The organism is Cupriavidus cauae, assembly GCF_008632125.1.
Taxonomy (GTDB): Bacteria; Pseudomonadota; Gammaproteobacteria; order Burkholderiales; family Burkholderiaceae; genus Cupriavidus; species Cupriavidus cauae.
In genome coordinates this window covers 1-12,474 of the sequence record NZ_VWRN01000005.1, presented here as the reverse complement: position 1 = coordinate 12,474, position 12,474 = coordinate 1, and the positions used below count along the sequence as shown (strand labels likewise).

Below are 12,474 nucleotides of genomic sequence, written 5' to 3'. Positions count from 1 at the left end.
CCGCCGCCGATACCGCTTCCGCTTCCCCCGCCGCTGCTTCCCTGGACGTCGGTCTGGCGGCCCGCGCCGACCGCCTGGAAGCCCTGCTGCCCCAGACGCAATGCACCAAGTGCGGCTTTCAGGGATGCCGTCCTTATGCCGAGGCCATGGCGCGCGGGGAGGCCGACTGCAATCGCTGCCCGCCCGGCGGTGCCGAAGGTATCCGGCGGCTGGCGGCCGAGCTCGGTGTCGCGCCGTTGCCGCTCGATCCGAGTCATGGCACCGAACAGCCGCGCGCGGTCGCGCGGATCGACGAGACGCTGTGCATCGGCTGCACGCTGTGCATTCAGGCCTGCCCGGTCGACGCGATCGTCGGCGCCGCCAAGCAGATGCACACCGTGCTGCCGGACTGGTGCACCGGCTGCGACCTGTGCGTGGCGCCCTGCCCGGTCGACTGCATCGCGATGATCCCGGTCACCGGCGAGCGCACCGGCTGGGACGCCTGGTCGCAGCCGCAGGCCGACGCCGCCCGTGCCCGCTACCTGTCGCGCAAGCAGCGGCTGGTGCGCGAGCGCGAGGAGAACGAAGCGCGCCTGGCGGCCAAGGCCGCCGCCAAGCTCGAAGCGCTGCGCCAGGAAGCGGCGTCGTCCGAGGCCGAGCGCCAGGCGCAGGAGCGCAAGAAGGCCATCATCCAGGCGGCGATCGAACGGGCGCGCCAGAAGCGGCAGGCCGCCCAGCCGCTCAACGCCGCACCGGCCGATCCGGTTGACCGCCCCGAGCCGGCGCCGGCCGCCGGGCCCGAGCCTTCCGACCATTCCGGCGATTCCGGCCATTCCGACCATCCCGTCCCCTCCGACACCAAGCGACCACAATGAACGCCGCCAAGTGCCGCGCGCTGTTTGAAACGCTCAGAGAAACCAACCCGTCGCCCACCACCGAACTCGAGTACAGCTCGCCGTTCGAACTGCTGATCGCCGTGCTGCTGTCGGCGCAGGCCACCGATGTCGGCGTCAACAAGGCCACCCGCAGGCTGTTCGCGATCGCCAACACGCCGCAGAAGATCCTGGCCCTGGGCGAGTCGGGGCTGATCGAATACATCAAGACCATCGGCCTGTACAAGACCAAGGCGAAGCACGTGATGGAGACCTGCCGGATCCTCGCGGAGCGCTACGGCGGCAAGGTGCCGGCCGATCGCGAGGCGCTGGAAGCGCTGCCGGGCGTCGGCCGCAAGACCGCCAACGTGGTGCTGAACACCGCCTTCGGCCATCCGACCGTCGCGGTCGACACGCACATCTTCCGCGTCAGCAACCGCACCGGACTGGCGCCCGGCAAGACCGTGCAGGCCGTCGAGATGAAGCTGCTGGAGGTCGTGCCCGACGAGTTCCTGCACGACGCGCACCACTGGCTGATCCTGCACGGCCGCTACGTCTGCAAGGCGCGCAAGCCCGAATGCTGGCATTGCGCGATCGAGACGCTGTGCGAGTACCCGGACAAGACGCTGCCGCCGCGCCTGTGACCACGCGAGCAGCCAGCGCGGTGACCTGATCATCCGTCGACCGGTCACCCGGTCACCCGGTCACCCGGTCAACCGGTCCGGTCACCGGTCATCCTTTCACCCGATCAGACGATCCGGCAGGCCTCGTCGAAGCTCAGGCGCGGGTTGCGCGGGAACAGCTTGTCGGCGTCGCCATAGCCGAGGTTGATCAGGAAGTTGACCGACCATTTGCCGTCGGGGAAGAACGCCGCATTGACCTTGGCGGGGTCGAAGCCGCCCATCGGCCCGCAGTCGAGGCCGAGCGCGCGCGCCGCCAGGATCAGATAGGCACCTTGCAGCGAGCTGTTGACCAGCGCGTCGCGGGCGATCTTCTCCGGCTGGCCGACATACCAGGAACGGGCATCGGCGTGCGGGAACAGCCTGGGGAGCTGCTCGTGGAAGGCGGTATCGAAGGCGACGATCGCCGTCACCGGGGCCGAGCGGGTCTTGTCGACATTGCCCGGCGACACGCATTCGACCAGCTTCGCCTTCTGCGCCGCGGTCTTGACGAACACGATGCGGGCCGGCGAGCTGTTGGCCGCGGTCGGGCCGAACTTCATCGCCTCGTACAGCTGATGCAGCACGGCGTCGTCGATCTGCCGGTCCTGCCAGGCGCTATGCGTACGGGCCTCGGTGAACAGTTGGGCGATGGCGGCCTGGTCGAGCGATTTCATGCGGATTCCTCAGGGAAGTACGGGAAAGGGCGCATTCTACCGACGCGTTCCACCCGTTCCACGCCAAGGATTTCAGCAAGCCGTTCAATTTTGTTGTACAGGCGCGGGCGCCGTGCCCTTGCGGGTCAGCCACAGCACGCCGGCCAGGATCAGGCCGCCGCCGACGGCCTGGGTCAGGCCGATCTGCTCGCCCAGCAGCAGCGCGGCCAGCAGCACCGTGACCACCGGTTCGAGCGTGGACAGCATCGAGGCCTGGGCCGCGCCGAGCCGCTGCAGGCCGGCGAAGAAGGTCAGGATGGCCAGCACCGTCGACAGCAGCGCGATCGCCGCCAATGCCAGCCAGCCGCCGGCATCGGCCGGAAACTGCGGCGGCATGCCGGCCGCGGCCCGGGCCAGCGCGGCGCCGACATAGACGACCGCAGCCGCCGTGCAGACCACCGTGGTGGTCGCCACGGGGTGCACGCCGGGCGTCAGCCGCGCGCCGACGATGATGTAGACCGAATAGATCAGCGCCGACGCCAGGCCCAGGCCGATGCCGAGCGCGCTGCCCTCCCCGCCGCCGACCGTCAGGCCCGCGCCGACCGAGCACAGCACCAGCGCGGTCACGGCCGCGCCGGTCAGCTTCTCCTTCAGGAACAGCGCCGCCATCACGGTGACGAAGACCGGATACAGATAGAGCAGCAGCGCCACCAGGCTGGCCTGCGCATGGTTCAGCGCGCTGAAGAAGCAGAACGACTGGCCGACATAGCCGATGCCGCCCATCGCCGCCAGCGCCAGCACGCGCGGCCACGGCGGCAGCGCGATCCGCTGCCAGCGCATCACCGCCGCCAGCGCGATCGCAGCCAGCACGAAGCGCACCGACAGCAGGCCATAGACGTCGGCGCCGGCGTCATAGGCGAAGCGGGCGAAGATCGCCATCGCGCCGAAGGCGCTGGCCGAGATCGCGATCAGCAGCACGCCGGCCAGCTTGTCGCCGGCGTGCCGCAGCAGGGTCGACGGGCGGGGGGTAGCGGTCATGGAGGAGCCGGGCCCTATGGCGAGGTCTACGGAAGGTCCAACTTCAGGTCGAACGGGGCCGACACGGGTCGATCACGGGTCGAAGGCAGGACGAACTCGAGTCGAACGCGGGTAAAACGCCGGGTCGAACGGCACGCCGGACGATCCCGCATTCTAGTCGGCATGCGGCCCCTGCGGCACAGTCTCAGTGGCACCCAACGCGGGGCAGCGCCGGCAAGCCCGCGGGCCGTCGTTTACAATCCGCCCCATCATGTTCAATCCCTCCCGTGAAGAAGTCCGCCGGTTCTTTTGCGAAGCCTGGCGCAAGCAAGGCGCCAACGAAGTGCTGACGCCGCTCGAGGCGATCGCCGTCGACTGGATCCGCGCCCACCCCGAATACCACGACCAGCTCGCCGACGCCGACGCGGCCATCGCCGAGGAATTCACGCCCGAGCGCGGGCAGACCAACCCCTTCCTGCATCTGGCCATGCATCTGTCGATCGCCGAGCAGGTGTCCGTCGACCAGCCGCGCGGCATCCGCCAGGCGTTCGAACAGCTGGCGCGCCGGCTTGATTCGCCGCACGAGGCCCATCATCAGATGATGGAATGCCTCGGCGAGATGCTGTGGCAATCGCAACGCAGCGGGCTGCCGCCGGACGGCGAGCACTACATCGCCTGCGTCCAGCGCCGCGCGCGCGGCTGATTTCCGCCGGACCGCCGGCCGACCGGCCGGTACAAATCGTCACAGCTAGTCCGGCCGGCCACGTGCTAGGCTTTGGCGCGTTGCCATTCCGGGCCGTGCCATGCGTCATATCCGGCACACCCCTCCAATATTTCCCATGATGCCGATGCTCCGAAGCCCGTCCGCGGCTCGTCGTCCGCGCCTGCTCGCGCCCGCCGCCGCCGTTTCCCTCGCCCTCGCCGCCCTGTGCGCGCCGTCCGCCCACGCCGCGATCGCGCTGCTGCAGCCGCCGCGCGTGCTGGACGGCGCGCAGCCGCTGCGGCTGACGCTGCTGGTGACCGCGGACACCGCCAACCGCAGCTATCTGGTGCCCGATACGCTGGAAGTGGTCGCCTCGCCGGAAATGCTGGCGCCGGTGCGGATCACGATGCGCCGGATCACGCCGGGCCCGGCCACGGTGCGCCTGCGCCGCGGGGAAAATCGCACCATTCAGTACCAGGGCGAGATCCCGTCGACGCTGCGCGGCCAGATCCGCCTCGATCCGGTCGGCCTCGACGCCGCGCCGGTGCTGGTGACGCTGAACCAGTCGGGCATCGCGCCCCCGGCCACCGCCGCGGCGCCGTCCGCCGGTACGCCTGCGGCGGCGACCGCGGCCGCGCCGGCCGACCACGACGATCAGCAGGCGGATATCGCGGCGACGCCGGTCGAGACGGTGGTCCAGCCGAAGGGACCGGGCCAGCCGGTCTACGACCAGCCGATCCTGTCGGGCGGCAGCCGGCTGACCTTCAACGATCCGATGTACTTCGCCGTCGGCGCGCACGGCGGCGCCAATGCCAAGTTCCAGTTCAGCTTCAAGTACCGGATCTTCGAGGGCCGCGATCCGAACTCGCGCTACTGGCTCGACAATCTGTACGTCGGCTACACGCAGTTCTCGCTGTGGGACCTGTCGGAGGAATCGAAGCCGTTCCACGACACCAACTACCGGCCCAGCATCTTCTATTACCTGTCCGATACCGGCGTGCGCAATCGCTGGATCAGCCGGCTGTCGATGGCGACCGGCCTCGAACACGAATCGAACGGCCGCGACGGCGACCAGTCGCGCAGCATCAATACGCTGTTCCTGAAGCCGACCTTCCACTTCGGCGAGACGAACGACTGGCACTGGACCGTGACGCCCAAGCTCTATTACTACCTGGAGAAGAGCGACAACAGCGATATCGCGCGCTACCGCGGCTATATGGATCTGCGGGTCGCCTACGGCAAACCCGATTCGTGGGAGCTGGCGGCGACGGTGCGCAAGGGCACCCGCCAGTGGTACGGCAGCGTGGACGCGCAGTTCACCTACCCGATGGGCAGGCTGATCCCGGGCACGGCCGGCTACCTGATGGCCGGCTACTTCGTCGGCTATGGCGAGAGCCTGCTCGACTACAACCGCAAGACGCCGTGGCAGTTCCGCATCGGTTACTCGCTGAACCGCTGAGGGGCCGAGCCCCCGTACGTGCCGAGCCGCCGGGCGCGCGACCGTCGAGCCGCCGGGAAAGGCGACCGTCGAGCCTCCAGGCGCGCGCGGCCGCCGAGCCGCGGCGGCAGCTACCGGGCCGTCACCCGGCGAGCGGCTTGCCGCTGGCCTTCAGCCGCGCGTTGGCAACCGCCGCGGCGAACTGCCCGATGCCATGCCAGCCGGTGGCGCGGCCGAGCTTCTTGCCGCGGTGGAAGAACATGAACACCGGGATGCCGTACAGCCCGAAGCGCCGTCCCAGCGCCGGATAGGTGTAGACGTCGGCATGCAGCCAGTGCAGATCGAGCTGGCGCAGCGGGTCCGGATTGGCCAGCATGGCCTTCTTGGCCATTTCGCAGTTGTAGCAGTCCTCGCCCCAGAAGAACACGCAGACCAGCTTGTCGCCGGCGGCGGCGAGCGCGTCGTCGATGGTGTCATGATCGACCGCGCGCATGCCGAAGGCCTCGAACGCGCGGTGATCCGTATGGGGCGCCGGCGCTGCGCCGAACGGGTAAGGCATCGCATTTCTCCACAAACGAGAACGCCCGGTGCCGAAACGGCGCCGGGCGTGGCTGCGCATCGGAGGCAGGCCGGTCTGCCCGCCGACCCTTACTTCGGCGCAGCCACCGTCACCAATGCGGGCCGCAGGACCCGGTCCGCGATCAGATAGCCGCGTTGCAGCACGGCCACCACCGTATTCGGTTCCTGCTCCGAAGGCACCATCGAAATCGCCTGGTGCCGATGCGGGTCGAACTTCTCGCCGACCGGATTCAGTTCGACCATGCGGCCCTTCTCGAAGGCGCTGGCCAGCTGCTTGGCGGTCAGTTCGACCCCCTCGCGCAGCTTGGCGATATCGCCAGACCCATCGGCCAGCGCAGCCTGCAGGCTGTCCATCACCGGCAGCAGATGCTCGGCGAAGCTCTCGATGGCGAACTTGTGGGCCTTTGCCACGTCTTCCTGCGCCCGGCGTCGGATGTTTTCGGCCTCGGCGACGGCACGCAGATACAGATCGTAGTTCTCGCGTGCCTTGGCTTCCTGCTCGGCCAGCTGTGCGGCGAGCTGGGTGGCCACGTCATCCGCGGCTGCGGCGGGCTCGGTCGTCTGGTTCGGCGTTGCCGGTTGCGCGGCTTGCGCTTCGGCGGCCTGGTCGGCGGGCGAGGTCGGCGGCGTGTTGGATGGCGTTTGCTTCTGGTCTTCCATGTCGATCCGTTTCAGAACAAGTTGCGGCCGCACCGGCGGTCCGCCTGGGGTCAATCGGAATTCAGCTGGCAACTGGTGGCGCCAAGCCGATATTTCAAGAGCGGATGGACATCTGCAGGAAACATCAGCTTACAAACTTAAACCAGTGCTGCGGGGAGTGAAATTGCTTTGCTGCAGTGCAGCTTCTAAGATAAATCCAAAAAAACGACAAAACTGCCGGGGTGCCGTCCCATATTGAAGTCTTTCCTGCCGGGGTAAGGCCATGCGCAAGCTGCCGAAGCCGTCGAACAAAACGCCGAAGTTTTCGCTCTTCACCCTGCTGGTACTTCTTTCGCTGGCGGCCCTGACCGTCTTCATCTGGCTCTCCGACGGACTGACCCCGCGCGACAGCGTGGCAGGCGGCGCCGATCCGGCGCTGCGCCAATACATCATCCAGTATTCCCGCTGACACACGGCCCGCCCGCGCGGGCCGTGTCGCTTCGGCTCACCCTTTCAGCTCCTCGATGCGGCGGCGGTCCCGCTTCGTCGGGCGCCCCTGCAATTGCGACGCCGGCTCGACATGCAGACGCCGCCGTTCGGCCTCGGCGGCGCGCCGCGTCCGGCTTTCCTCGGTTTCCTCGTAGAGCGTCTGGGCGACGGAGGCCGGCCCGCGGGCCGGGGCGACGCCCTTGACCACCAGCTCCCAGCGCTGCTGATGGGCGTCGATGCGTATCCTGTCGCCCGGCTTGACCTCCCGCGAATTCTTGCATGGCTGGCCGTTGACCTCCACCCGGCCCCGCTCGACGGCCTCCGCCGCCAGCGAGCGGGTCTTGAAGAAGCGCGCGCACCACAGCCACTTGTCGATGCGCTGGCGCGCATCGTCCTCGTATGACGGATTCATGCCGCCGCCCCCCTTGCCTGCGCCAGCGAGCGCCTGGCCTCCAGTTCGTGCGCGTGCGGCAGCCGCAGGGGCCAGCCCTGCATATGCTGCAGCGCAATCTCCGACAGCGCGGTGATCCAGAACGGCGCGTCATTCAGGCACGGAATGAAGTGGAACTCCTTGCCGCCGGCGACCTTGAATTCGGACTGCCCTTCCATCGCGATCTCTTCCAGCGTCTCGATGCAGTCGGCCGGAAAGCCGGGGCAGAACACGTCGACCCGCGCGGTGCCGACCTTGCCAAGCTCGGTCAGCGTCGGCGCGGTATAGGGCTGCAGCCACTCGGCCTTGCCGAAGCGCGACTGGAACGTGACCTGGTACTGGCCGGGCTGCAGACCCAGCGCCTCGCCCAGCATGCGGCCGGTCTTCAGGCATTCGCAGTGATACGGATCGCCCAATTCCAGCGTGCGCCGCGGCACGCCATGAAAGGACAGGATCAGGCGGTCGCCGCGCGCGAAATCGGGCGCGCCGTGCTGGGCCCAATAGGCGCCGACCTGCTGGTGCAGCGCGCCCAGGTAGGCCGGATGATCGTGGAAATGCTTGACCAGCCGAAGCTCGGGCTGGTTGCGCCATTCGCCGAGCACGCGGAACAGCTCGTCGAAGGCGGTCGCGGTGGTGGTGCCGGAATACTGCGGGTACATGGGCAGCGCCAGGATGCGCTCGCAGCCCTGGCGCCGCAGCGCCTCCATCACGGATGGGATCGACGGGTTGCCGTAGCGCATCGCGCAGGCCACCGTCACGTCGTGTCCCTGCTGCGCCAGCAACTGCTGCAGCGCATGCGCCTGCCGTTCGGTGTGGACCAGCAGCGGCGAGCCGGTCCGGTGCGCCTCGCGCAGCCAGATCGATTCGTACTTGAGCGCCGACGCGCGCGAGCGCAGCGGCAGGATCAGCCCGTACAGCACCGGCAGCCAGGCCGCGCGCGGAATCTCCACCACGCGCGGATCGGACAGGAACTGCTTCAGATAGCGGCCGACCGCCTTCGGGGTCGGCTCGTCGGGCGTGCCCAGATTGATCAGCAGGATCGCCGTGCGGGGCGCCTGCCCATGCCGATAGGCCGGTTCTGCGGTAAAGGTCATAGGGATTCCGGTATCGCTGGGGCGCGAAGGCCGCCCTGCGCGTGGCGGCCCGCCCTGGCCGCCATCAGTTCTGGCTGCTCAGCGCGCTCGACAGCAGCCGCGCGGTGATATCGACGATCGGGATCACCCGGTCATAGGCCATCCGCGTCGGGCCGATCACGCCCAGCGTGCCGACGATCTGGCCGTCGACCTCGTACGGCGCGGTGATCACCGCCATGTCCTCGAGCGGCACCAGCCGGCTCTCGCCGCCGATGAAGATCTGCACGCCCTCGGCATGGCTGGACACATCGAGCAGCTGCAGCAGGCTGGTCTTGTGCTCGAACACGTCGAACAGCCGGCGCAGCTTGTCCATGCTCGAGGCCAGGTCCTCGACCTCGAGCAGCTTGCGTTCGCCCGAGATATAGACCTGGTCGTCCTCGTCGGCCATCGCACTGCTGCCGGCCTCGACCGCGGCCTGCATCAGTTCGGACATGTCGATGCGCAGCGCCTTCAGTTCGTCGCGCAGCCGCTCCCGCACCGTGTCGAAGCGCATGCCGGCGTAATGCGTGTTGATGAAATTGGCCGCCTCGACCAGCTGCGACGCGCTGTAGGGCAGCTCGGTCTGGATGATGCGGTTCTGCACGTCCCCTTCGGGCGTCACGATGATCAGCAGGATGCGCTTGTCGGACAGCCGCATGAATTCGATCTGCCGGAACGCCTGCGCGCGGCGCGGGGTCATCACCACGCCGGCGAACTGCGACAGGTTCGACAGCGTGCGCGCGGCGGTGGTGATCATCCGCTGCGGGCTCTGTTCCTGCGCGCCGAGTTCGCCCTGGATCAGCCCGGCCAGCTTGGTGCGGTCGAACTGGCTGTCGAGCGGCTGGGCCGTCAGCATGGTGTCGACGAACAACCGGTAGCCGCGCGGGGTCGGAATGCGCCCCGCCGACGTGTGCGGGCTGGCAATGAAGCCCATCTCCTCCAGGTCCGACATCACGTTGCGGATGGTCGCCGGCGACAGGTCCAGTCCCGAGTACTTCGACAGCGTACGCGAGCCGACCGGCTGCCCTTCGGCGATGTAGCGCTCGATCAGGGTCTTGAGAAGGGTTTTCGCTCGTTCGTCCATGGTGTCCCGATTTTACGCAAGTTTTGCGCGCCGGGGCTCGCGCTGGCACTCGCCCCCCGCCCCGTGCTGACAATGGTCATGGCGGTATGGTCTAATCCGGGCATGTCTGCACACCCCAAGTCCGGCGCCGCGCACGCGCCCTTTCGCACGGTCGCCCTGGTCGGCAGGTATTCGACCGCGGGCATCGAGGGCCCGCTCGAGGAACTGGCGGCCTGCATCCTGCGCAACGGCCAGGACGTGGTGTTCGAACGCGAGACGGCGCTGGCGACCGGCCTGACCGACTACCCCGCGCTGTCCGCCGAAGAGATCGGCCGGCAGGCCGACGTCGCCGTGGTGCTCGGCGGCGACGGCACGCTGCTCGGCATCGCGCGCCAGCTGGCCGGCTTCTCGGTGCCGCTGATCGGCGTCAACCACGGCCGCCTCGGCTTCATGACGGACATCCCGCTGGAGGATGTGCAATCGGTGCTGCCGGCCATGCTCAGCGGCCACTACGAGCCCGAGAACCGCATGCTGCTCGAATCGCGCGTGATCCGCGACGAGGGCGTGATCTTCTCCGCGCTGGCCCTGAACGACGTGGTGGTCAATCGCTCGGGCATCTCCGGCATGGTCGAGCTGGCGGTCTCGGTGGACGGCTACTTCATGTACAACCAGCGTTCGGACGGCCTGATCGTGTCGACGCCGACCGGCTCGACCGCCTATGCGCTGTCGGCCGGCGGCCCGATCCTGCATCCGACGCTGTCCGGACTGGTGCTGGTGCCGATCGCCCCGCATGCGCTGTCGAACCGGCCGATCGTGCTGCCGCACGACGCCGAGGTGTCGATCGAGGTCGCCACCGCCCGCGATGCCAGCGTCAACTTCGACATGCAGTCGCTGACCTCGCTGCTGCCCGGCGACCGCATCGTCGTGCGCCGCTCGGCCAGGACCATCAACCTGCTTCACCCGGTCGGCTACAACTACTACGCCACGCTGCGCAAGAAGCTGCACTGGCACGAGTACCCGACCGAAGACAACCGGCTCTGAGCGCCAGCGCACCCCGCCGGTCCCGATCCCTCCCAAGTCACCGCCGCCTTCCGTCTCCCAAGATGCTGCGCAGCCTGTCCATCCGCGATTTCGTCATCGTCGACACGCTCGACCTCGACTTCACCGCCGGCTTTACCGTGTTCACCGGCGAGACCGGTGCCGGCAAGTCGATCCTGATCGATGCGCTCGCGCTGGTGCTCGGCGAGCGCGCCGATGCCGGCGTGGTGCGCGAGGGCGCGGCGCGCGCCAGCGTCAGCGCCACCTTCTCCACGCACCCCGCGCTGGACGCCTGGCTCAACGAGCAGGCGCTGGCCGAGGACGACGGCAACGTGCTGCTGCGCCGGGTCGTCGATGCCAACGGCCGCAGCAAGGCCTTCATCAACGGCAACGCCGCCACGCTCGCGCAGCTGCGCGAGGTCGGCGACCAGCTGGTCGACATCCACGGACAGCACGCCCACCAGCTGCTGCTGCGGCCGGACGCGCAGCGGCTGCTGCTCGACGCGCACGCGGGCCTGACCGCGCAAGCCGCCGCGGTGGCCGAGGCCTGGCGCACATGGCGGGCCTGCGTGCGCCAGCGCGAGGCCGTCGAACAGCAGTCGCGCGAGATGCAGCTCGAACGCGAGCGGCTCGAGTGGCAGGTCGGCGAGCTCGACAAGCTGGCGCCGCAGGCCGGCGAATGGGAAGCGATCCAGGGCGAGCACAAGCGCCTGTCGCATGCGGCCAATCTGCTCGAGGGCGGCCGCGCCGCGCTCGATGCGCTGTCGGAGGCCGACGGCGCGGTGCTGTCGGCGCTCAATGCGATGGCGCACCGGCTGCGCCAGCTGGCCGAGGTCGACCCCGCGCTCGCCGATGTGGTGACCGCGCTCGAAGCGGCCGAGGTGCAGGCCGAGGAAGCGGCCCACTCGCTGACCCGCTACGTCGACCGGCTCGAGCTCGATCCCGAGCGGCTGCAGGTGGTCGAGGAGCGGATGCAGGCCTTGCACACCGCCGCGCGCAAGTTCCGCGTGCCGCCCGAACAGTTGCCCGAGGAACTGCTGGCGCGCCGCCAGCAGCTCGACGACCTGCAGGCCGCGCAGGACCTGAACAAGATCACCGCGCGCGAGGCGGCGGCCCGCGCCGCCTACCTGACCATCGCGCGCCATCTGAGCGACAGCCGCCGCGAGGCCGCCGAGCGGCTGTCGGCGGCGGTCACCGAGGCGATGCAGGGCCTGTCGATGGCCGGCGGCAGCTTCACCGTGGCGCTGCACCCGCTCCAGGAAGGCGCCAGCCACGGGCTCGAACAGGTCGAGTTCCTGGTGGCCGGCCATGCGGGCGTGAGCGCCCGGCCGCTGGCCAAGGTCGCGTCGGGCGGGGAACTGGCGCGGATCAGTCTGGCGATCTCGGTGATCACCAGCGAGGCCGCGCCGACGCCGACGCTGATCTTCGACGAGGTCGATACCGGCATCGGCGGCGCGGTCGCCGAGGTGGTCGGCCGCCGGCTGCAGGAGCTTGGTAGCGCGCGCCAGGTCCTGTGCGTGACCCACCTGCCCCAGGTCGCCGCGCAGGCCGGCACGCACCTGCTGGTCAGCAAGGAGACCGTCGGCGATGGCGGCGAGGCCGTGACGCGCTCGCAGATCCGCGTGCTCGACGCCGCCGGCCGCGTGGTCGAGACCGCGCGCATGCTGGGCGGCGCGACGGTGACCGCCACCACGCTGCAACACGCCGAGGAGATGCTGGCGCAGGGCGCGCGCGGCGTGCCGGCGGCGGCCAGGGAGGGCCGGCGCGCACGCCGGGCGGCGAGCTGAGCCGGTCGCGGCG

The 12,474-nt window shown here is 69.2% G+C and carries 14 protein-coding genes; 7 read left to right on the top strand and 7 right to left on the bottom strand.

The genetic code is table 11. The annotated features are described in order from the left end of the window. Positions 1–41 precede the first annotated feature (41 nt). Positions 42–854 carry an electron transport complex subunit RsxB gene (gene rsxB / locus F1599_RS01000; protein ID WP_150081923.1) on the top strand — a complete coding sequence of 271 codons (813 nt, stop codon included), beginning with the start codon at positions 42–44 and terminating at the stop codon, positions 852–854. Further along, complete coding sequence (gene nth / locus F1599_RS00995; RefSeq protein WP_149319321.1) at positions 851–1,495, top strand: endonuclease III; 645 nt, start codon at positions 851–853, stop codon at positions 1,493–1,495. The genes rsxB and nth overlap by 4 nt, the downstream gene beginning before the upstream one ends. Positions 1,496–1,599: 104 nt before the next feature. Here nth and F1599_RS00990 read toward each other — a convergent pair whose 3' ends face one another. Next, positions 1,600–2,187 carry a malonic semialdehyde reductase gene (locus tag F1599_RS00990; RefSeq protein ID WP_150081793.1) on the bottom strand — a complete coding sequence of 196 codons (588 nt, stop codon included), beginning with the start codon at positions 2,185–2,187 and terminating at the stop codon, positions 1,600–1,602. A gap of 84 nt (positions 2,188–2,271) precedes the next feature. Next, entirely contained in the window at positions 2,272–3,204 is a 933-nt protein-coding gene (locus F1599_RS00985; RefSeq protein ID WP_149319323.1) for a DMT family transporter, read from the bottom strand. 250 nt (positions 3,205–3,454) lie between these two features. Here F1599_RS00985 and F1599_RS00980 point away from each other — a divergent pair, with 250 nt between their 5' ends. Continuing rightward, positions 3,455–3,886: a DUF1841 family protein gene (locus tag F1599_RS00980; protein ID WP_149319324.1), complete on the top strand. Its 432-nt coding sequence runs from the start codon at positions 3,455–3,457 to the stop codon at positions 3,884–3,886. A 139-nt stretch (positions 3,887–4,025) separates the two neighbouring features. Continuing rightward, positions 4,026–5,345, top strand: a complete 1,320-nt coding sequence (locus F1599_RS00975; RefSeq protein WP_150081920.1) for a phospholipase A — start codon at positions 4,026–4,028, stop codon at positions 5,343–5,345. Between the two features lie 121 nt (positions 5,346–5,466). On the opposite strand, the gene F1599_RS00970 is transcribed toward F1599_RS00975, so the two are convergent. Then, entirely contained in the window at positions 5,467–5,883 is a 417-nt protein-coding gene (locus F1599_RS00970) for a thioredoxin family protein (RefSeq protein ID WP_149319325.1), read from the bottom strand. An 89-nt stretch (positions 5,884–5,972) separates the two neighbouring features. Further along, entirely contained in the window at positions 5,973–6,563 is a 591-nt protein-coding gene (gene grpE / locus F1599_RS00965) for a nucleotide exchange factor GrpE (protein ID WP_149319326.1), read from the bottom strand. A gap of 262 nt (positions 6,564–6,825) precedes the next feature. Here grpE and F1599_RS00960 point away from each other — a divergent pair, with 262 nt between their 5' ends. Beyond that, on the top strand, positions 6,826–7,011 hold the full coding sequence (locus F1599_RS00960) for a hypothetical protein (RefSeq protein WP_149319327.1): 186 nt from the start codon (positions 6,826–6,828) through the stop codon (positions 7,009–7,011). Positions 7,012–7,047: 36 nt separating this feature from the next. On the opposite strand, the gene F1599_RS00955 is transcribed toward F1599_RS00960, so the two are convergent. From F1599_RS00955 to hrcA, 3 genes are all read right to left on the bottom strand, one after another. Next, a complete protein-coding gene (locus F1599_RS00955; protein ID WP_150081790.1) occupies positions 7,048–7,443 on the bottom strand; it encodes an RNA-binding S4 domain-containing protein in 396 nt (131 codons plus the stop codon). Next, complete coding sequence (gene hemH, locus F1599_RS00950) at positions 7,440–8,555, bottom strand: ferrochelatase (RefSeq protein ID WP_023263767.1); 1,116 nt, start codon at positions 8,553–8,555, stop codon at positions 7,440–7,442. The genes F1599_RS00955 and hemH overlap by 4 nt, the downstream gene beginning before the upstream one ends. Positions 8,556–8,619: 64 nt before the next feature. Continuing rightward, the gene (gene hrcA, locus F1599_RS00945; RefSeq protein WP_149319329.1) at positions 8,620–9,657 is read right to left on the bottom strand and encodes a heat-inducible transcriptional repressor HrcA; all 1,038 of its coding nucleotides are present in this window, start codon (positions 9,655–9,657) and stop codon (positions 8,620–8,622) included. A 102-nt stretch (positions 9,658–9,759) separates the two neighbouring features. Between hrcA and F1599_RS00940 the strand changes: the two genes are divergently transcribed. Then, positions 9,760–10,677 (top strand): NAD kinase, encoded by a 918-nt coding sequence (locus F1599_RS00940; RefSeq protein ID WP_149319330.1) that lies wholly within the window; start codon positions 9,760–9,762, stop codon positions 10,675–10,677. A 62-nt stretch (positions 10,678–10,739) separates the two neighbouring features. Then, positions 10,740–12,461 (top strand): DNA repair protein RecN, encoded by a 1,722-nt coding sequence (gene recN, locus F1599_RS00935; RefSeq protein ID WP_150081788.1) that lies wholly within the window; start codon positions 10,740–10,742, stop codon positions 12,459–12,461. The last annotated feature ends 13 nt before the right edge of the window (positions 12,462–12,474 follow it).

Coding starts and splice junctions, on each gene's coding strand:
- nth (WP_149319321.1), top strand. CDS start 851: ATGAACGCCGCCAAGTGCCGCGCGCTGTTTGAAACGCTCAGAGAAACC.
- F1599_RS00990 (WP_150081793.1), bottom strand. CDS start 2,187: ATGAAATCGCTCGACCAGGCCGCCATCGCCCAACTGTTCACCGAGGCC.
- F1599_RS00985 (WP_149319323.1), bottom strand. CDS start 3,204: ATGACCGCTACCCCCCGCCCGTCGACCCTGCTGCGGCACGCCGGCGAC.
- F1599_RS00980 (WP_149319324.1), top strand. CDS start 3,455: ATGTTCAATCCCTCCCGTGAAGAAGTCCGCCGGTTCTTTTGCGAAGCC.
- F1599_RS00975 (WP_150081920.1), top strand. CDS start 4,026: ATGCCGATGCTCCGAAGCCCGTCCGCGGCTCGTCGTCCGCGCCTGCTC.
- F1599_RS00970 (WP_149319325.1), bottom strand. CDS start 5,883: ATGCCTTACCCGTTCGGCGCAGCGCCGGCGCCCCATACGGATCACCGC.
- grpE (WP_149319326.1), bottom strand. CDS start 6,563: ATGGAAGACCAGAAGCAAACGCCATCCAACACGCCGCCGACCTCGCCC.
- F1599_RS00960 (WP_149319327.1), top strand. CDS start 6,826: ATGCGCAAGCTGCCGAAGCCGTCGAACAAAACGCCGAAGTTTTCGCTC.
- F1599_RS00955 (WP_150081790.1), bottom strand. CDS start 7,443: ATGAATCCGTCATACGAGGACGATGCGCGCCAGCGCATCGACAAGTGG.
- hemH (WP_023263767.1), bottom strand. CDS start 8,555: ATGACCTTTACCGCAGAACCGGCCTATCGGCATGGGCAGGCGCCCCGC.
- hrcA (WP_149319329.1), bottom strand. CDS start 9,657: ATGGACGAACGAGCGAAAACCCTTCTCAAGACCCTGATCGAGCGCTAC.
- F1599_RS00940 (WP_149319330.1), top strand. CDS start 9,760: ATGTCTGCACACCCCAAGTCCGGCGCCGCGCACGCGCCCTTTCGCACG.
- recN (WP_150081788.1), top strand. CDS start 10,740: ATGCTGCGCAGCCTGTCCATCCGCGATTTCGTCATCGTCGACACGCTC.